The organism is Streptomyces sp. NBC_00344 (assembly GCF_036088315.1).
In the GTDB taxonomy this organism is placed as follows: domain Bacteria; phylum Actinomycetota; class Actinomycetes; order Streptomycetales; family Streptomycetaceae; genus Streptomyces.
The window spans coordinates 5,092,051-5,110,206 of the sequence record NZ_CP107996.1 but is presented as its reverse complement, the minus strand read 5'-3'; the positions used below and the strand labels follow the sequence as shown (position 1 = coordinate 5,110,206).

General features: G+C 66.1%; 14 protein-coding genes and 1 pseudogene. 6 read left to right on the top strand and 9 right to left on the bottom strand.

Annotated elements, in window-relative coordinates; genetic code table 11:
* The first annotated feature begins 11 nt into the window (after nucleotides 1-11).
* Complete coding sequence (locus tag OHS16_RS23055) at nucleotides 12-641, top strand: SUKH-4 family immunity protein (protein WP_328539138.1); 630 nt, start codon at nucleotides 12-14, stop codon at nucleotides 639-641.
* Here OHS16_RS23055 and OHS16_RS32160 read toward each other — a convergent pair.
* The 6 genes and pseudogenes from OHS16_RS32160 to OHS16_RS23020 form a co-directional block, all read right to left on the bottom strand.
* Nucleotides 572-1,591 (bottom strand): annotated as a pseudogene (locus OHS16_RS32160) (IS630 family transposase). The gene OHS16_RS23055 and the pseudogene OHS16_RS32160 overlap by 70 nt on opposite strands.
* Nucleotides 1,592-1,728: 137 nt before the next feature.
* The gene (locus tag OHS16_RS32155; RefSeq protein ID WP_443042677.1) at nucleotides 1,729-2,082 is read right to left on the bottom strand and encodes a DUF6086 family protein; all 354 of its coding nucleotides are present in this window, start codon (nucleotides 2,080-2,082) and stop codon (nucleotides 1,729-1,731) included.
* Between the two features lie 813 nt (nucleotides 2,083-2,895).
* Complete coding sequence (locus OHS16_RS23035) at nucleotides 2,896-3,384, bottom strand: hypothetical protein (protein ID WP_328539135.1); 489 nt, start codon at nucleotides 3,382-3,384, stop codon at nucleotides 2,896-2,898.
* 10 nt (nucleotides 3,385-3,394) lie between these two features.
* Entirely contained in the window at nucleotides 3,395-6,673 is a 3,279-nt protein-coding gene (locus OHS16_RS23030) for an RHS repeat-associated core domain-containing protein (RefSeq protein WP_328539134.1), read from the bottom strand.
* Nucleotides 6,673-7,530 carry a hypothetical protein gene (locus OHS16_RS23025; RefSeq protein WP_328539133.1) on the bottom strand — a complete coding sequence of 286 codons (858 nt, stop codon included), beginning with the start codon at nucleotides 7,528-7,530 and terminating at the stop codon, nucleotides 6,673-6,675. Before OHS16_RS23025 ends, OHS16_RS23030 begins: the two co-directional genes overlap by 1 nt.
* Complete coding sequence (locus OHS16_RS23020) at nucleotides 7,520-7,756, bottom strand: hypothetical protein (protein ID WP_328539132.1); 237 nt, start codon at nucleotides 7,754-7,756, stop codon at nucleotides 7,520-7,522. The genes OHS16_RS23025 and OHS16_RS23020 overlap by 11 nt, the downstream gene beginning before the upstream one ends.
* Nucleotides 7,757-7,875: 119 nt before the next feature.
* On the opposite strand from OHS16_RS23020, the gene OHS16_RS23015 reads away from it, so the two are divergent.
* The 4 genes from OHS16_RS23015 to OHS16_RS23000 all read left to right on the top strand — a co-directional run bounded on the left by OHS16_RS23015 (nucleotide 7,876) and on the right by OHS16_RS23000 (nucleotide 10,841).
* Entirely contained in the window at nucleotides 7,876-8,721 is an 846-nt protein-coding gene (locus tag OHS16_RS23015; protein WP_328539131.1) for a helix-turn-helix domain-containing protein, read from the top strand.
* Complete coding sequence (locus OHS16_RS23010; RefSeq protein ID WP_328539130.1) at nucleotides 8,703-8,921, top strand: DUF397 domain-containing protein; 219 nt, start codon at nucleotides 8,703-8,705, stop codon at nucleotides 8,919-8,921. Before OHS16_RS23015 ends, OHS16_RS23010 begins: the two co-directional genes overlap by 19 nt.
* A gap of 221 nt (nucleotides 8,922-9,142) precedes the next feature.
* The gene (locus OHS16_RS23005; protein ID WP_443042676.1) at nucleotides 9,143-10,009 is read left to right on the top strand and encodes a DUF3626 domain-containing protein; all 867 of its coding nucleotides are present in this window, start codon (nucleotides 9,143-9,145) and stop codon (nucleotides 10,007-10,009) included.
* Between the two features lie 115 nt (nucleotides 10,010-10,124).
* Nucleotides 10,125-10,841, top strand: a complete 717-nt coding sequence (locus tag OHS16_RS23000) for a TetR/AcrR family transcriptional regulator (protein ID WP_328539128.1) — start codon at nucleotides 10,125-10,127, stop codon at nucleotides 10,839-10,841.
* A gap of 12 nt (nucleotides 10,842-10,853) precedes the next feature.
* Here OHS16_RS23000 and OHS16_RS22995 read toward each other — a convergent pair whose 3' ends face one another.
* Both OHS16_RS22995 and OHS16_RS22990 read right to left on the bottom strand, forming a co-directional pair.
* Nucleotides 10,854-11,528, bottom strand: coding sequence for a DUF4230 domain-containing protein (locus OHS16_RS22995; protein WP_328539127.1), 675 nt, complete (start codon nucleotides 11,526-11,528; stop codon nucleotides 10,854-10,856).
* Between the two features lie 32 nt (nucleotides 11,529-11,560).
* Nucleotides 11,561-11,908, bottom strand: coding sequence for a 5-carboxymethyl-2-hydroxymuconate Delta-isomerase (locus tag OHS16_RS22990; protein WP_328539126.1), 348 nt, complete (start codon nucleotides 11,906-11,908; stop codon nucleotides 11,561-11,563).
* A gap of 57 nt (nucleotides 11,909-11,965) precedes the next feature.
* Here OHS16_RS22990 and OHS16_RS22985 point away from each other — a divergent pair, with 57 nt between their 5' ends.
* A complete protein-coding gene (locus OHS16_RS22985; protein ID WP_328539125.1) occupies nucleotides 11,966-12,478 on the top strand; it encodes a GNAT family N-acetyltransferase in 513 nt (170 codons plus the stop codon).
* A gap of 16 nt (nucleotides 12,479-12,494) precedes the next feature.
* Here the strand turns inward: OHS16_RS22985 and pulA are convergent, their stop codons facing one another.
* Nucleotides 12,495-17,816, bottom strand: coding sequence for a pullulanase-type alpha-1,6-glucosidase (gene pulA, locus OHS16_RS22980; protein WP_328539124.1), 5,322 nt, complete (start codon nucleotides 17,814-17,816; stop codon nucleotides 12,495-12,497).
* Nucleotides 17,817-18,156: the final 340 nt, after the last annotated feature.

Here is an 18,156-nt window from a genome sequence, read left to right as displayed (position 1 = left end):
AGATCCTCTCGGTGAGCCAGCCCCTGCCGCAGTTGCCGAAACCCGAGTTCGCCTTGATCCGCATCGTCGCTCCACCCGAGGCGCCTGCCCAGATTGCTATCGATCTCGATGAAATTGGTGTCCCGGTCGGGTTGATCGGATATGAGTACCGGCCGCTGAGTGAGCCGGTGTTCCTCGGGGGGATCGGTGAGCGAGGGCTGGTCGCCATCGCGACGAGTGGCCTGTTCGGACGCATCGCCGTCGACGTTGCCACTGGTCACGTGGTGCAGATTCCCGAGATCGAGTCAGCGAGGGCCCGTCATGTGAACAGCGATCTCGGCTCCTTCAACCAATGCGTGGCCGCGGTGATCGCACGATTCCCGTTCTATGCGGACGGCGACGAGGACGGGTACGAGGAGGTGGCGGAAGAGCTTCGTGATCTCATCTCTAGCATCGACGAGACCGCTCTCGCGGACAGCGGTTTCTGGGAGACGTTCTGCGACGACGTGGCGATCGGGGACTTTGGGATGTGTGATCCAACAGCGATTGCCGCCTCAGATCATCCGTCCAGTCTCAGGTCTGTGTCGGCAAGTCAGCCGTCGACCATGTTCGGGTGGAGCTGGATCTGCCTGAGTCTGTGCTTCACGTCCCGGGCGATCTGACCGAGGTCGGCTGCCGCGAGATTGCCGATGTCGCGCTTGACCAGCGACCAGATGCTCTCCTGCGGGTTGAGGTCCGGAGCGTAGGTGGGCAGTTGGAACACGGTGAGCCAGTGGGAGTTCGCTTCGATGAACGCCCGCAGCGGCTTGGTCAGGTGCAGGCAGACGTTGTCCCAGACCAGAACGATCGGGCCACCGAGCTGGATCCGGGCGTGGACGATCAGGTCCCGGAAGTCGCGCCAGCCGAAGCCTTTCGGCTCGTCCTTGCGGCCGCGGTACTCGCGGATCCGATAGATAAGCCGAGACCGCTCACCCGGCTTGTAGCAGGTCATCCCCGCCATCGACACCCGACCGAAACCTCGACCGCGGACTCGGACGACCGGAGTCTGGCCGATCCGGCCTCAGGTTCTGGCACGCGGCGGAATCATCGACTGCCCGGCTTCGTCCTCGAAGACGATCCAGGCCCCGAGGGCCGCTGCGGCGCTTTTACTCGTGGCCAGACCTCCTTCTTCCACAGCTCCACCGCCACGTCGTCGCGCTCGATCGCCTGGCGGGCGGGCTGCTGCCACGACCAGCCGTGTCGTCTCAATAGCCGCCACGTGCCCTCCACCGTGTACAAGACGTGGAACAGTCGGCCGATCAGCTTCTTCACCCGCGCCAGAGACCACCGCTGGTCAACCCACCCATGGACCAGCGGCCCCCGCTCCAACTCTCGTTCCAGCCCGGACCGAGCCTCGGACAGCCGGGCGACCCCTTCGACTGGACGCCAACATCTCCGCGCTCGCGCCAGGCCCGGCGCCACCGCTCCACCGACCGCTCGCTCACGCGTAGCGTGGCGGCGATCCCCCCCGGTTCTTCTCCCCGCCCTCGAAGCGTTCCACGGCCTGCAGCCGGATCCGCTCCCGCGCGGCCCTCTCGGCGTCGGTCAACCCGTCGCCCTGTGCATACCTCACAATCCAGGGCTACCGGAGTCAACATGCCGCTGTCAGGCGAACGGATCCGACATCGCTCAACCAAGTTCAGTAGACCAGCGAATAAAGCGCCGTGTTGGACGCACAGTTCGACCAAGCAGTCTGGATTCACGTGAAAGCTACATGGACTGAGCGATAATGGCTTTTCTTTCGAACAGGGCATTTTCTGTCAAGTTCATTGGTACGCTCCCTGTACCCCCACGCTCCAGCAGAACGAGGCACGTAACGAGTAGGCCGTCCATCAATGAATGCATCACTGGATGCCGGGTGGAGTTATAACACTCTCGCAATCCGTCAACAAAACCCCGAAAGATTTTCAGTTCGATATCGCAGGAATCCTGACTGGAAGGCGCCAACCCCGTTGGTAGATCAATAAGTCCTGCCACACTCTCCGCGGAGGCGATGAACCACCGCCCGATACGGAGGGAGCAATCCCACACGGTCCGCCCATCGACTTCGAAATAGTAACTCACTGAGCAATATCCAATCGTATATCCACGCCTGGGTTCGCCCTTCGCAACTGCGCGAAATGCGAGTCGAGGGCAGAGCGAAAACGTGGCTCGATAGAGTTATTTGTGAAACAGAACCCGATAGGCGCACTCTCATAACCGGGCATATGCTTGCGAGCCTCTATGTAATTTTTGAATTCATGTGGTCGAGGCCGCCGGGTGCGGTCACAGTGACGCTGTCGTAGTAGCTGAACCATTCACCCGAGACGATCTTGCACCCGGCTTCGACGACTGGTGTGGTGCGTAACTCGGATTTGAGGACCTTGGGCCCGGGTGTTGCAGCCGTCGTGGTCGGCGTCGACCCAGTGCTTGAACTTGGTCCGTTCGTAGCCCGTCCGGTTTTCGTCTGCTACGGGGAGGTCGGCGATCCCCTGACTGAGTGGCATGGACGGGGCAGCGGGGGCTTCGGCTGCCTGAGGGAGGGCTGCGGCTGACGCAGGCGTGACGGGGGGTGAGCCCCGAGCGCAGTGCTCGCCCGGTAGGCATCGGATGCGGGTATGAAGAAGCTCCGGCTGGTCGGAGGAAGCCAGCCGGAGCAGTCAACGGAAATACGGAGGGCGGTCGCAGTGAGTCGTCCGCCCGCCGACACACCAGCTCTCTGCCCCGCACAGGCTGAACCACGACGTCCACCCGATGCTCATACGCCCGCTGCCCATCACCCGTTTCGATGTCGGCTTCGGTAACCGCGGCCACGGTGTCGTCGGCCCACGGCCGCCAGCTCGTGCGTCGAGCCGGGATACGCATCACCGAGGAACACCAGCTCTCCCCCGGGGTCAGTCAGGCCCAGTCTGAGAATGGGGGCAACATCGCCACTTGCGGAACCACAGCCTTGAGTGAAGCCGCGAAGGATGTGGCCAGGTTTTGAAGCATCGATACCACAGCGTCGCTATTCAGGGACTCCATGGGTGGTTCTGGCACCCAATTAGTGCGCGATTCACAGTAGATATCCACGACGGTTCCGGAAAACGTGAACTGAAGGTTTCGTTCTACACCCTGGGAGTATAGGTCGACATCAAAATCCTCTCCGAGAGTCGCAGATCGAAGCATACGGGGGAGCTCTTCCAGGAAGGACGATGCATCATAATGGACGTCGAAACCCCAGTTAGCAGACCCGAATCCTCCGATATGGAATTTACAATCCGTTTTTGCCAGCAGTGCACACGAGTAAACTACCAGATACTCGTAATCCTCTGGATCTTCTAGCGGCCCGGGATTCATTTCCGGAGGAAGACGCCTCGTGGGTGGCGTGAGCGTGACGTTGAACATTTCACTCCTCTCAGGGGATTACAGGATACGCCGTCTTGATAAGTCCGGATGACCCTCTGGGAACGACAAGGGCGTGCGTCGCTTCGGCCGTCCTCCCGTCTTGGTAGACCACTCTTCCTGCACCTTTTGGAATTTCGATCAAATACGCCTTCTTCGCTTCAGGCCGATAATTTTCCCTTAGGATATTTGCGGCACTTTCATTGTCGTGCCATTGACCATTATTTTCCACTCCTTTATTTTTTGCACGGTCTGCCATTTTCTGAATGGAATTTCTTGCCCCATGATCGGAAAATGTATGCCCATAGGTTTTTACGCTATTTGGCTTCCAATTTATTTCTTGCGAAGCAGAGGAACCATCCCCCTTAGCTTCTCGGAGTGCCTTTCCGAGGCCCTTTTCGATGCGTTCGATGCCGTCCTTTGCACCGAACGCCCCGCCGACAATCATTCCAGATCCGACGGTCACCGTTGGGACTGAGCCGATGCATCCCCATAGGGTAAGGCATTCGGCTCCGCCCACCAAAATCACGTCCGGGCCGGCTTGTATAGCAAGGGTGCTGAGATATGTTTCGAGTACACCTTGCCAGATATCGCCGTTACTGACGATCGAAGATCCGTAGTTCAGGGCTGTATAGACTCCGCCCGTGAGCCAGTTCCAGGTTTTCTTCAACGTGCTGCCTGTGCTGGTGGTATGGCTTGTGCCGGCGGCCGGGTAGTCCGGGTACTTTTGTTGCCAGGTCTGCCCTGAGGTGAAGTTCGGTGCGTCATGGGATTCTATGAAGTTGGTCTGTCCGTCACAGTTTCCATTGCAGGTGAATGACCCTTGGCCAGTGGGGTCGGCTTTGGTTACTGGGTTGTTCTCGCCGTAGGTGTAACCGTTGAGGGATTGGTGTTTATTCAGTTCAAGGAGTGGGTCGACGCTGAGGAATTGTCCTGTGGTGGGGTCGTATTCGCGGGCACCGATATGGGTGAGGCCGGTGGAAGTGTCGGCGGGTTTGCCGAGGAAGGCCTTGTCGTCGGGCCAACTGCTGGGCTTGGTGCCGCGGCTGGTGCCGAACGGAGTGGTGTAGCGCTTGGTGTACGCCCAGGTGGCCGGAGCGAGGGCGAGGGTTGCGGTGCCGTGGGGGTCCGAGGCAAGGAAGGTGAGTTTGGTGCCGGTGACGTCTTTGGTGGCGGTGCGTAGGGCTATGGTCTGGCCGGCCGCGGTGTAGTAGCGGGTGCCGGTCAGGGTCTTCGTGGTGCCCTTCGCCGTGAGGTGAATTTCGGTGGCGCCGAGGTAGAGGACTGTGTCGCCGTCGCCGCTGGCGCGGCGTATGAGGAGCTGACCGCCGGCGTCGTAGAGGTAGCTCGTGTCGAGCTTGGGCTTGCTGCCCACGGCGGGTTCGGTGGTGGAGGCGAGTTTGCCCTCGCTGTTCCAGGTCAGGGTCTGCTGTGCCTGCGTACCGGGGCGGCTGGTGGTGTTGCCCGTCTTGTCGTAGGCGTAGGTGCTGGTCTTGGGGCCGGTGGTCCCGGTCAGGGGATGGGGCTGGCCGGTAGTGGTGCCGTAGGCGTATGTGGTGGTGCTGTCACCTGCGGTGGTGTGCTGCGTCTCGGTGTGGCGCTGGCCCGATTCGTTGTAGGTGTAGCTGGTCCAGTAGGGGGCTGCGCCGTCGATGTTGGCGGAGGTTCGACCACTGGTGGCGCAGTCGGCGGTCTGAGGGGTCCAGGCTTCGGTCAGGCGTGTGTCGCCGTCGTAGGCGAAGCACTGGTTGTCGGGCTTGGCGGTGCCGCCCTGCGTGCTGGCATCGAAGATTGAGGTGACGTTGCCTGCGTCGTCCTGGGTGAAGTTGAGGTCCTGCGGCATGTAGCCGTGGACGTCGTCGGTGACGTAGGAGCGGGTCAGGCGGCGGGTGCCGTCCTCGTAGTCGTAGTTGAGGTAGGCCTTCTTCGCCGAGGTGGTGGGATCGGTGCCCAGGGTGAGCTGGCGCAGATCGCCCTGAGGGGAATAGGCGGCACCTTGGAGGTATCCGGTGGTGCCTGCGAGGGTGGTCTGCTGTCCGAGCGCGTTGTACTTCGGGGACATGACCTCGGAGGGCAGGCCTGCGACGGCCGGCTGGGATGCCTGGCTGACCGTGCCGTCGAGGTTGTAGCCCGTGGTGAAGGAAAGCGTCTGCGGGACACCGGCAGCAACCAGTGGCTCCTTTGCGGCGTCGGGCAGGATCAACTGGCTGCCGGTGACCCGGTAGAGGTTGTCGTAGCCAGTCACCTTGCTGGTGTAGGCCTTGCCTGCGGTGCCGCCGTCGTAACGCGTCGCGGTGTCCTGCTGGCCCTTGTCCTGGGTGTCGAAGGTCCAGGAGGCGAGCTTGGTCGCGTCGCTCTTCGTGCCGTCCCACAGGTCGGTCTGCCGACCGAGGCTGTCATAAGCGGAGAGCAGAGTCTTGCCGGCGGAGTCAGTGGTGCTGGTGGCCTGGTCCAGTTCGTTGTAGACAGTGCTGGAGGGGCCCTTGTCAGGATCGTCCGTATCCACCTGACGGCCGAACAAGTCATAGGTGTAGGACCACTTGGCCTGATCGGGACCGGTAACTGTCTTCTGCTGACCCGCCGGGGTGTAGGCGTATCCGGTGGTGGTGTAGTTGCTGCCGGTCGGCTGTGGTCCCGCGTACTCGCGGCGCTCTGTAATTTGGCCGAGGGCGTTGGTGACGACCATGGTGGCCTGGCCGCCCGCAGGGGCGCTGGTGGCTGCGGTGTCACCGGCGTAAGTGGTGTTCGTGGTGAAGCGGGTGACGCCGCGGACCTTGGTGACGGCCTGGGTGGCCCGTCCCGCGCCGTCGTAGGTGGTGTCGGACTCCATCGGTGCCGAGGAGCCCTCGGTCTGCAGGAGTGTGCCGGACGGAACGGCCTTGTCCGCCCATGTGTCGGCCAGCGAGGTGACTGCGAGTCCCCGCTCGTCATACAGAGTTTCGGCGATCACCGTGCCACCGACCGGGGAGGGCGTCTGGGTCTGGCGTGCGCGCAGCAGTGAGTCGTAGATCTCGTAGGTGGTGTTGTATCCGGAGCCGTCGCCCTTGATCGCGCCGGTGGACACCCAGGGAGCGCTGGTGGCCTTGACGCTGTAGCCGTACACGTAGTTGGGGGAAGCCCCCAGGATTTTGAGCCGGTTGGGCAGCCACACCTTGGTGACGCGGCCCAGGGCGTCGTACTCGGAGTCGGTGACCTTGTTGTTCGGGTCGGTGACCTTTGTTGTGGCTCCGGTCGCGAAGTCCACGGCAGTGGTCGTCGTGTAGCCCTTGTTGTTGGCGACGGTGCCGGACATCAGCGGACCGATTGTGTTGGACGGGGTGTATGTAGCGGTCGTGACCAGTGCGTCGTTGGTGTCTTGACCGTGAGCGGCCGCCCCAATGCGTCGTAGGTGGTGGTGGCGGTCTTCTGCCGGACGGGATTGTTGCTCGCCGTGTAGCTCTTGGCACGCCCCGTCCACTGCACTTCGCCCACGGTCGGCTTCTGCGTGGAGGACCAGGTGGTCTTGTCGTAGGCGGTGGCGACATCCGAGATGACGTCGCCGGGGCGGCTGGAGTCGGATGGCAGGTCCAGTGCATCACCGGTGGTGGCGCAGGGTTTGCCGGTTACCCGTGTGCGGGAGACCAGGGAGTTGATGCCGAGGTCGTCATTGCGGGCGTACCAGGTGTGGCTGCACTTCTCATCGCCGGTGACGGCGTCGTCGCCCTTGTCCTCGACGGTCTCGGCCATGCCGTAGTCGTCGTAGGTGGTGACGGTGGAATGGACCCGGTCCTTGGCAGTGCCGCTGCTGGTGACGCTGGTCCGGGAGTGGGTGGCAGCGGTGCGCACAAAGTAGGCCTCGGTGTCGGCGTACGACTTGTGCTGGGTGGACGTCTTCTTCGACCACGGGTCGTTGATGGTGCCGCCGACCTCGTTGGCCCCGTTGTAGGTGGCCGATTCGCGGGTGAAGCCGGCGTACTGGTCGGAGTCGGTGATCGCGGCGGCCTTGAGGCCCTGGGCCGTTACCGTCTTCCGCTTGTCCGGGTCCAGAGTCTTGCCGTCGTCCTCGAGGACACGGTCACCGTCCATCCCTCGCATGGAGACGGTGACTTCCTTCGACTGCGTCTTGCCCGTGGCACCGGTGAGGTGGGTGACCTTCGGCTCACCGGTCACGGGTCGCACTCCGCAGGGCTGCGGCGAGCTGCCGGGCCACGCTCGGGTTGCAGCGGCCGAGGTCCACCAGCGGAGGCAGGTAGCTGCTGGCGAGTGAGACCGGATCGAGCCCCAGTGAGGGCAGAAGCACGTCCACCGCCGCCAGCGCCGCACGCAACTCGTCCCGTGCGGCCTCGGCGTCCCTGATACTGAGGCCCGAACTCCCGTACTCCCACGTGCCGCCCATACCGGTTTCGCCCTTCTCGCGATGCCTTCGCCTTCCACGGATAAGCATCGGTTCGTAGAGCTACGATCACTAGGTGTAACGGTTTTCGGAGCACCGAACGAAAACGGGGGGGCCCACCGATGCCGGCACCGAAAGACCTCGACCCGTCCGCGTCGCTGGCCGCGCTGTACGGCACGAAGCTGCGCAAGCTCCGGGTCCGTGCGGGGCTCACCCAACGGCAGTTGGGCGACAGGATCCCCATCGCACACAGCCGCATCGCCCAGTACGAACTGGGCAACGAGACACCACCGCTGGACGTCAACGGCAAAATCGATGCGCTGCTGGACGCGGACGGGGATCTGATCGACCTGTGGGGCCACATCAAGCGGACACCGATCCCGGACTGGGCGCGAAAGTTCGTGGCGTACGAGGCCCGAGCCAGCGCTATGCACAAGTACATGGCGCACAGCCTTCCCGGACTGCTTCAGACCGAGGCTTACGCGAGAGCGATGCTGAGTGTCGGGCAGGTCTTCAGCGGTGGAAGAGCAGAACTGGAGGAGAAGCTGACAGCTCGGATGGAGCGCCAAAACATTCTGAATGAAGCAACTCCCGCGTGGCTGTGGGTCGTCCTTGACGAGGCGGTGCTGCACCGGGTCGTTGGTGGAGCGCTCGTCATGCGTGACCAGCTGGATCACCTGCTCACCATGGCCACGAAGCCGCGCATCACCGTGCAGGTTCTGCCCTACGAACAAGGAGCGCACCCGGGAATGGGTGGTTCGGTGACACTTCTGACGCTGCCCGGGAACGGCCAAGTGGTCTACTTGGAGGGCATCAACACAGGGACGCTGGTGGAGATCCCGGGAGAGGCCGAGCCATACGCCATCGCCTACGATCTTCTCCAGGCCAGCGCATTATCCCCAGACGAGTCTGCGGGCTTCATCCGCAAGGTGATGGAGGACAGGTACCCATGCCCACCGCGCACATAGACCTGACCCAGGCTGTCTGGCGCAAGAGCACCCGTAGCAATCCGTCCGGCGGCGACTGCCTAGAGGTCGCCGACGGCTTCCCCGGCACCCTCCCCGTCCGCGACAGCAAGAACCCGGCCGGCCCCGCGCTCCTCATCCCGTCCGCAGCCTGGACCGCCTTCGTCGACGACGTGAAGCGGGCCGGAACCGACCGCGCCTGACCGGCGATCCGCGCCGAACCACCGGGTCCGCCCAGCTCACCTCCGGGTCGCATTCACCACCGTGGGCACCCAGGGCCGGCGCCGTCGCCCTGGACAACCCGCACGAGACCGCCGCAGCAGCCCTCCCGACGGCCCTCGGCGGCCGCGCCGGGAGCCTCGACCGCCGCCCCGTCGCGGTGATCCGACCGCGTACGCACCACCTCAAAACAGCGGTGCCCACGATGCCGTCCATCCGGCACACTGGCCCTGTGAACGCCGACACACCCAGGTCACCGCACCACCGGGCCCTGAACCACGTCGCCGCCCTCGCATCGGGCGATCCGGTGGATCCGGCTCTGCGGGTGACGCTGAACTTCCACCCGGACCGCGCCGTCCGGGACGGACGGTCCATCCTGGACGCGCTCGCGCAGGACGGCGTCTACCGCTCGCAGTTCGTCACCGGCACCAGCAACGGCGGCCTGACCGCGCACCCCGGCGGCGACCGCTGGCGGTGGGAGAGCCGGATATTCGGTGGCGCCTACGACGAAGCGCCTGCGCACCACCGGCCTGTGTACGGGGCGTTGAACTACCGGCGCCGGGCCGTCGGCGGGGCGCACCGGTTCGGGTCGGCGCATCTGCGGCTCAGGACGGAGGCCCTGGCGCGCGCCACCTTCTGCTATCCGGACAGCGCCCTGGAGCCGGCGGACTTCGGTGTGGCGGACGCCCTGGCGCCGCTGATCGGGCTGGCCGAGGCCGACGGACGGGATGCGCTCGACGACTGCATCGAGGCGCACCTGCACGGGCCGCTGGTGCTCGGGAGGGATGTCGAGGCGATCGTGCTCGATCCCTGTTACCGGGATACCGAAGTGGAGGCGGCGGCGCACCGGCTGCCCTTCCCCGTGGAATGGCACCCCGGATTCCGCCTGTCCGTCGATGAGCTGCGACGCCATCCCGGCTACCGCGGCCCGGAGTACGTCGCGCTCGGCGCCGGGATCGCCGGGGACGGGGTGCTCACACCCCGGACCGTGGGTGAGGCCGTACGGACCGGGCGGTATGACCCGCAGGATCTGAAGCGGGTCTGGCACTGCGTGGCGCGCTTCGGCCTGTGACACCCGGTCGTTGCGCCCGGAGGCGCCACCGGTTGCGGCGCGCGGCCACCGGGCGCGGACCCGGGGGCAGCTGACCGGATGAGACCCGGATCGCCTCTGTCGGTACCCTGTTCGCATGACGACCGGGGCACGGCGCAGGATGGGCGTCGATCAGCGCCGACAGCAACTGATCGCTGTCGCCCTCGAGCTGTTCAGCCACCGCTCCCCCGACGAGGTCTCGGTCGACGAGATCGCGGCGGCCGCGGGCATTTCGCGGCCACTCGTCTACCACTATTTCCCGGGCAAGCAGAACCTGTACGAGGCCGCGCTGCGCCGGGCCGCCGACGAGCTGGCGGCGCGGTTCGTCGAACCGCGCGAAGGGCCCCTCGGGGCGCGGCTGCTGCGCGTGATGAAGCGGTACTTCGACTTCGTCGACGAGCACGGGACCGGGTTCTCGGCGCTGATGCGCGGCGGGCCCGCGGTGGGTTCCACCACGGCCAACGCGATGATCGACGAGGTGCGCAGCGCCGCGTATCTGCAGATCATGTCCCATCTGGAGGTCCGCAATCCGCCCGCACGGCTGCAGTTGGTCGTGCGGTCCTGGGTGTCGCTTGCCGAGTCGACCGCCCTGATCTGGCTGGACGGCCGGAACATTCCGAGGGCCGAGCTGGAGTTGCAGCTGGTGCACGACTTCGCGGCGCTGGCCGCGGTGAGCGCCGCGTACGACGCCGGGATGGCCGATGTGGTGCGGCAGATCCTCGTCGCTGAGCCGCCGGACGGGCCGTTCGGTGACCTGCTGGAGCGGCTGATGGCACTGGCACCCGCCGCGCCGCTCCCCGCTCAGCGGACCTGAGCACCGGCCCGGTCAGCCGTAGACCACCGACACCTGCTTGAAGCCCAGGGAGTGCAGCAGCCCCTGGAGCATGCTGGTGGTGTTCTTCTCGGCGCGCGCCGAGAGCCCGCTGTCCTTGGCCGCCTCACCGATGTGCAGGGCGGCGAGTTTCTGCACCGCGTGCTCGTTGTTCGGGTTGTCGGAGAAGAAGTCGCCCAGCCGGTCGAGCAGTCCGCGCTGTTTGGACACGGCGTACGAACGGTCGGGGTCGATGGCCGGCTTGCCCAGTACCGCGTGCGGCAGCCGCAGGGTTGCCGCGGTGCGGTCCTTGTTGACGGTCACATTGCCCTTGGCGACCTTGCCGAGGTCGACGAACGAGCCGACGGTGCCGGCGCCCACGTACAGCATCCTGGAGCCGCGGATCGCGTCCGGCAGGAATTTGGTGTCCTTCTCCAGGTCGACGACGACCTGGAAGTTCCCGGAAGCGGCCTCGTAGCGGCTCATGTCCTGGATCGACTTGAGCAGTGCGGGCCCCGAGCGGTCCGTCGTCTTCTCGCCGAACACGTCCCCGAGGCCGGGGAGCAGATCGAGTCCGCTGCCCGCCAGGAGCAGAGCGAGGATCACTGCCAGGCCCACCGGCACCTTGACCCACAAGGACTGCCGGGGGCGCCGGCCTTCCTGCTTCACCTGCGGTTCGGTCAGTGTCATGCAGTCCTGGTTCCCCCAGACTCCATGAACACTCAGCGCTTGCGGTAGGACGCGTCCAGATCGCGCACCTCGGCGGAGATGTGCACCGGGCGGCCCGCCGGCTTCAGATGCTGCTCGGCGAGACCGAGCACCGCTTCGGAGAGGCGCGCCTTGGCTTCGGCGCTGCGTCCGGCCAGCAGCCCGATGCCGACGTGCAGCACCGCGTCATCGGCCGAGCCGTCGCCCGCCACGAACTCCTCCGCCACGGTGAACCGGGTCTGGCAGGCGGGCATCTTCGCGTCGACCGTCTCGACGACCACAGGGTGCAGCGCCAGAGCGAAGCCCCGGCGGTCGAAGGCGTCCCCCAGGGACGCGGAGTACTCGACGGTGATCTCCGGCATGGCAGTCTCCCGGTCCCTCGTGAACGGCTGTCGGTGCCCACCCTTACGGTGATCAGCATGACCGCACAACTCACCCTCCGCATGGCGGACAGGGACGACACCGAGATCCTGGTAGCGCTGTACGACGGGGCGGCGCGCTGGATGAAGGACCAGGACATCGACCAGTGGCTGCCCGGGGAGAAGGACACCGAGCACTTCCTGCGCCGGATGAAGGACGGCGAGGTGTGGCTGGCATCGGCGGGAGCGCATCTGGCGGGCGCCTATGAGCTGTGGTGGGACGACGAAGAGGCCTGGGGTGTGCAGCCACCGGTCGCCGGATACGTGCACCGGCTGATGGTGAATCGCGCGCACGCTCCGGCCGGCACCGGCCGGGCGCTGCTCGCCCACGCCGAGCAGCGGATGATCGCTGCCGGGCGTGGGCGGGGGCGCCTCGACTGTGTCACCGACAACCCGAGGCTGCGCGCGTACTACGAGAGCGCCGGGTACCGGTTCGCCGGGGAGTTCTCCGGCAAGGTCCGCAAGGACGGACGGGTCTACGGGGTGACCTTGCTGGAGAAGCTCCTCGGCTGAAGCGTTCCGGTGCCCCTCAGCGTCCGGCCCTGAAGACGGCGACAGTGCGCGCCGGGACCTTGAATGTTCCCGAACTCCTCTCGTAGGAAGCCGACTTCACGGTGGCGTCCGCCCCATGGGCCTGCACCGGATGCAGGGTGTACGCGGTGCCCGCGAGGCCGGGCACCTGCTGCGTCGTGGCGGCCGGGGTGGCGTTGAAGACCACCACCAGGTCACCGAGGCGCATGGTGATCACGCCGGGGGTCTCGTCCTTGCCGGAGAGCGGGAAGGCGAGTGCCGACTGGACCTGTGCGGCGGTGGCGAGTCCGAAGGCCGGCTCGGTGGTGCGGATCTTCAGCAGATCCTGGTAGGCGGCGGATGTCCGGTCGATGGTGGCGCAGCCGGCCGGCTTCACCGTACTCAGCAGCGGTTTGGCGTACGGCCATTTGGGCTGGTTGTCGGCGGCCATCGGCAGCCCCCGCCCGAAGCCGTTGCCGTCCCGGCAGTCCCAGTGGATGGCGTTGAACCAGTCGCCGCTGTCGAAGGAGTTGCGGTCCAGGGACTTGGAGCGCAGCAGGTCCGTACCGGCCTGGGAGAGCGAGGGCCCCTGGGAGAGCGCCGCCGTGGCCATGGCGAGGACCTGCATCCGGGAGCGGTCGGCCGCACTGGTCGACCCGGGCAGTTTGAAGGTGAGTGCGTCGTAGAGGGATTCGTTGTCGTGGGCGTCGGCGTAGGCGAGTGCGTCCCCGGGCGCGGACGCGTAACCGGCCGGTGCGCCGTTGTAGTCGACGTCCGATCCCCTGACCTCGGCGCCGGAGGAGTCGGTGAAGGTGTAGGCGGCCAGGTTTCCGCTCAGACCGACCTTGATCAGGTCCTGGTAGTGCAGCAGCCGGGCCTTCTGCTCGGCCTCTGTGCCGTTGGCGGCCGATCCGTTGGGGTCGGTGTAGAGACCGGATGCGAAGCCCTGGACCCCGGGGTCCTCGTCGAACGGGCTGCCGCCCCGGATCGCGTCGCGTGAGCGGTCCGAGAAGGTCGCGATGCCCGTGCCCGCCATGTTCTTCTGGGTGGCCTGGACGAAGCGGGCGTCGTCGGCGACCTCTCCGAAGTTCCAGCCCTCGCCGTAGAGGATGATCTTCTTGCCGTCCACGCCGTCCTTGGCGGGCGTCAGCGTGTCGAGTGCCTTGCGTACGGCCAGGATGTTGGCCTTGGGGTGGTGGCCCATGAGGTCGAAGCGGAAGCCGTCGACCTTGTACTGCTTGGCCCAGGTGACGATGGAGTCGACCACCAGCTTGCCCATCATGGTGTTCTCGGGCGCGGTGTTGGCACAGCAGGTGGAGGTCGCCACCGTCCCGTCGTCCATCAGCCGCTGGTAGTAGCCGGGGACGATCTTGTCGAGGACGGACTTGTCGGCCTGGCCGCTGGCAACGGTGTGGTTGTAGACCACGTCCATCACGGTGCGAAGGCCCGCGCCGTTGATGCCCTGGACCATCTGCCGGAACTCGACGGTGCGCCGGGTGCCGTCGGGGTCGCTTGCGTAGGAGCCCTCGGGGACCGTGTAGTGCAGCGGGTCGTAGCCCCAGTTGAAGGCGTCCTTGGCCGCGGCTTTCGCCACACAGGCCTGCTGCGACTCCGAGTCGGGTGCGTACACCTTCAGATCACAGGCCGGCACCGTCCGGTCGGACTTCTTCTCGGGGATGGTGCCGATGTCGAAGGCCGGAAGCAGATGGACGTAGGACGTGCCCGAGGACGCGAGCTGCTTCAGATGCTTCATCCCGTCGGAGTTCTTGTCGGTGAAGGCCAGATATTCACCGGCGTGCTTCGACGTGGGGTCGGCGATCGAGAAGTCGCGGATCTGCAGCTCCTGGATCTCCGCGTCCCGCAGCGGTACGGCGGCCGGCTTCCTCAGCGAGGTCCAGCCCCTGGGGGCGAGTGCCGGGTCGCTGAGATCGACCACCAGGCTGCGGGCCGAGTCGGTGGTCAGGGCGGTGGAGTAGGGGTCGGTGACCTTGTTGGTGACCAGCTTCTGGACGCTCGGCGCCCACACCCTGACCACATAGCGGTACGGCTTCCCGGCCCAGTTGCCGCTGCCGGTCACCGACCACACACCGTCGGTGGAGTCCCGGTGCATGGGGACTGATCTGCCGTCGAGTTCGAGGGACACCGAGTGGGCAGTGGGGGCCCAGACGGACAGGGTGGGCCGCCCGTGATGGAAGACCGGGCCGAGCGAGGCCTTCGCCGCGGCCGGGCTGTAGATGTCGTCGAGGATGCCCTGGGTCTGCACGCCGGTGGCGGCCAGGAGCGCACCGTTGGCGGCCCGCTGGGTGGCGATGATCTGCCCCTTCAGCGACTCCTTGACACGGTCGCGGTCCCGCTGGTCGACGGTGAACGCCGGGTAGTCCTTCAGGTGCGGGTACGCGGCCTTCTGCGCGTCGGTCAGCACGGACGGGGTGAGCCGCAGCCACCGCCCTTCGTCGGACAGCGCGCCGTCCACGGTTTTGATACCGCCGTCGGGTGCGTACACCAGCTGCTCGCTGGTGGCGGCAGTCGCCTTCACCTTCCAGACCACGGTGTCGCGGTCGATCCACTGCGCCTCGGACGTGGTGAGATCGAGCGAGGGCACGGCGCCGGTCTGCGGCAGCAGGTACTTCTGCACCCCGCCGAGCAGCCACACCTCGTGGCCGTAGGCCGCCAGGTCCAGGGACTGGTCGGTGGGCAGATCCTTCTCGTCGCCCTTGTGGATGATGTAGCTGAGCGCGGTGGCACCGGCCGCGAGCGGGACCTCGAAGGTCACACCGGATGCGTCCTTCTTCACGGGCTGGAGCGGCTTCGACCAGTCGGTGGGTTCCGCGGCCCCGGTCCAGGTGTGCAGTCCCCAGCCGTCGTAGTCGCCGTCCGCACGGTAGTAGTGCAGCACCGCCTTGGTGGTGTCCTGCGGGGGGTACGCGCCGTCCGGCGCCGTCCCGCTCTGGCCCGCGTCGCCCTGACTGATCCAGACCTCGCCGGTCGCCGCCAGGTCGACGGAGCGCTGCGGGCCGTCCGCCTCGCCGCTCTTCTCGACGGTGTACGGGACGGAGCCCGCTCCCTCGGGGACCTTGACCCAGGCGAAGGCGCCGTAGGTGTCCCGTCCGGTGAAGGCGGCGTTCTGGTCGCCGGACTTCAGCTGCCAGCCCTCGTAGTCCTTGTCCGTGCGCCGGTAGTGCACGACCGCGTAGTCGCGCTGGACGGCGACCGGCTTGGCGGGCGGCGGTGTCCGCCCCGCGGTCGACGCGGCGAGGGCGCTCGCCGTGCGTCCGGAGCTGTCGATCACCACGGCCTTGTAGCGCAGGGCGGTTCCGGCGGACACCGTGGCGTCCAGATACTGGGTGACCTTGTACGGCGCGTGGTCGGCGGAACCGAGGGTCTTCCACTGTCCGTTGCCGGTCTGCGCTGCGAAGACGACCCGGTCGAGCCGGCCGCCGTCCGTGTCCGCGCTGATCTCCACGGTGCCGGTGGCTCCGGCGGCCGGCGCCTTCAGGGTGATCGAGGGCTTGGTGGCGGGTGCGGCCAGGGGCTTCGCCGCTTCCAGTACGAGGGACGACAGGGCGGGTACGGTGACCTTGATCTTCTGATCCGCGCTGCTCCGAGTGGTGCCCGAACCACCGTACAGAGTGCGGTAGTTCATGTGCGGTGAGCCGACCGTGATCTCGACGGTCTTCACCTCGGTGGCGTTGTTCACGGCCACCACGTCCTCGTCGAGCCGCTTGGTGTCCGTACGGGAGAAGGCGTAGACGGAGTCCGCGGAGTACCGCTGGGTCTGCACGCCGTCCCTCAGCGCGGGATGGTCCTTGGTGAGCTTCGAGAGAGCCGCGATCTGCCGGTACAGCGGGTGCGCGGGGTCGTAGGCGTCGGAGGCCTGGGTCCGGTCGGTGCCCAGTTCGTCGTCGTCCAGATAGTCGGCGGTCTTCGACGCGAACATGGTCTGGCGGGCGTCCTTGTCGCCGCCCGGGCCGGTGAAGCCCTGCTCGTCGCCGTAGTAGACGACGGGGTTGCCCCGGGAGAAGAACATCAGGTCGTTCGCCAGCTCGTCACGCTTGAGCAGTTCGGCGTCGTCGGCCTCGGGGTTGTCCTGGGCGATGAACGAGCCGATGCGGCCCATGTCGTGGTTGCCGAGGAAGGTCACCTGCTCATAGGCGTTGGCCTTGTCGGTCGTGTACTTGTAGTCGTCCGCGAACACCGCGGCGAGTTTCGATGCCGGCGCCCCCTGCGAGGCGTACTGGCGTGCCGCGTCCTGGAACGGGAAGTCAAGGGTCGCGTCGAGCCGTCCGCGGGTCACGTAGGGCGAGGTGACCGAGGTGTCCGACGAATAGGTCTCGCCGAACAGGAAGAAGTCCGGGCGGCCGTGCCGGGCGGCGTATGCGTCGAGGGCGGTAGCCCACTGGGTCCAGAAGTCCAGGTCGACGTTCTTGACCGTGTCGATCCGGAAGCCGTCGATGCCGAAGTCGCGGACCCACTTCTCGTAGATCTGCTCCATGCCGTGGACGACCTCGGGCCGCTCGGTCCACAGGTCGTCCAGACCGGAGAAGTCGCCGTACTCACCGCTCTCCCCGGCGAAGGTGGAGTCACCGCGGTTGTGGTACATCGTCGGGTCGTTGAGCCAGCCGGGGACCTTCTTCTCAGCGGCCGCCGGCGAGGCGGCCGGTGTGTAGGGGAAGGAGCCGGCGTTGACCTTCTTCATTCCGGCGCGGTCGTCGAACGGCCGGCCGTCCTTGTCCAGATAGGGGTACGCACCCTTGGACCGGTAGCCGTACTCCTTCTCCGCGTAGTCGACGGTGTCCGCCGTGTGGTTGGTGATGACGTCGAAGAAGACCTTCATGCCCTTGGCGTGGGCCGCTCTGATCAGCTTCGCCAGATCCGCGTTGGTGCCGAAGTGCGGGTCGACCTGGGTGAAGTCGGTGATCCAGTAGCCGTGGTATCCGGCGGATGCGTCCTTGCCCGTTCCCTGGACCGGACGGTTCTTGAAGATCGGCGCCATCCAGATGGCAGTGGTGCCGAGCCCCTTGATGTAGTCCAGCCTGCTGGTGAGCCCCTTCAGATCACCGCCCTGGTAGAAGCCCTTGTCCGTGGGGTCGTAACCGGTCTCGAGCCGCGAACCGGTGAGGCCGCCCCTGTCGTTGGCCGTGTCGCCGTTGGCGAAACGGTCCGGCATGACGAAGTAGAACTGCTCGCGCGTCACATCATGACGGGCCGGTGCGGAGGCCAGCTTCGCATCCGACGGCGGTACGGGGGCCTTGGCGGCGGCCGCGGAGGGTATCGCCGGCGCGAGCGCCGCGCAGAGCGCGAACACGACGGCGGCTGCCGTTCTTCGCAGGGACGGACTCACGGAAGGGCACTCCTCGGTAGGCGCGGCAGCATGGAATTCCGATGGGTGAATCCTCTTGCTGCAAAAATGCAAGAACCGTTGCGCAGCAGACCGTACGAGCCCTCAACTCCCTGGTCAACCCCTTGGACATGACGGAATCGCAACCCTGAAATCGCCCACACACCGCAACGGACCCGGCCTGCCGCGGCGTCAACGGAAGCCCGCAAAATATTGCGCAAGACATTGCAGTGGAGCGCTGTACCGCGTTAGATTCAGCGCACGCAGAGAGGCCCCGGGGCCAACTCCCCGCCGGCCCGCCCTGGGCAGGCCCGGGGGCCTTCATCTGCGGGAGCCGGAAGCA

Excerpts from the sequence above, each read along its gene's own strand:
- OHS16_RS23035 (WP_328539135.1), bottom strand. The coding sequence starts at position 3,384 with ATGTTCAACGTCACGCTCACGCCACCCACGAGGCGTCTTCCTCCGGAA.
- OHS16_RS23030 (WP_328539134.1), bottom strand. The coding sequence starts at position 6,673 with ATGTCCGGCACCGTCGCCAACAACAAGGGCTACACGACGACCACTGCC.
- OHS16_RS23020 (WP_328539132.1), bottom strand. The coding sequence starts at position 7,756 with ATGGGCGGCACGTGGGAGTACGGGAGTTCGGGCCTCAGTATCAGGGAC.
- OHS16_RS23015 (WP_328539131.1), top strand. The coding sequence starts at position 7,876 with ATGCCGGCACCGAAAGACCTCGACCCGTCCGCGTCGCTGGCCGCGCTG.
- OHS16_RS23010 (WP_328539130.1), top strand. The coding sequence starts at position 8,703 with ATGCCCACCGCGCACATAGACCTGACCCAGGCTGTCTGGCGCAAGAGC.
- OHS16_RS23005 (WP_443042676.1), top strand. The coding sequence starts at position 9,143 with ATGCCGTCCATCCGGCACACTGGCCCTGTGAACGCCGACACACCCAGG.
- OHS16_RS23000 (WP_328539128.1), top strand. The coding sequence starts at position 10,125 with ATGACGACCGGGGCACGGCGCAGGATGGGCGTCGATCAGCGCCGACAG.
- OHS16_RS22995 (WP_328539127.1), bottom strand. The coding sequence starts at position 11,528 with ATGACACTGACCGAACCGCAGGTGAAGCAGGAAGGCCGGCGCCCCCGG.
- OHS16_RS22990 (WP_328539126.1), bottom strand. The coding sequence starts at position 11,908 with ATGCCGGAGATCACCGTCGAGTACTCCGCGTCCCTGGGGGACGCCTTC.
- OHS16_RS22985 (WP_328539125.1), top strand. The coding sequence starts at position 11,966 with ATGACCGCACAACTCACCCTCCGCATGGCGGACAGGGACGACACCGAG.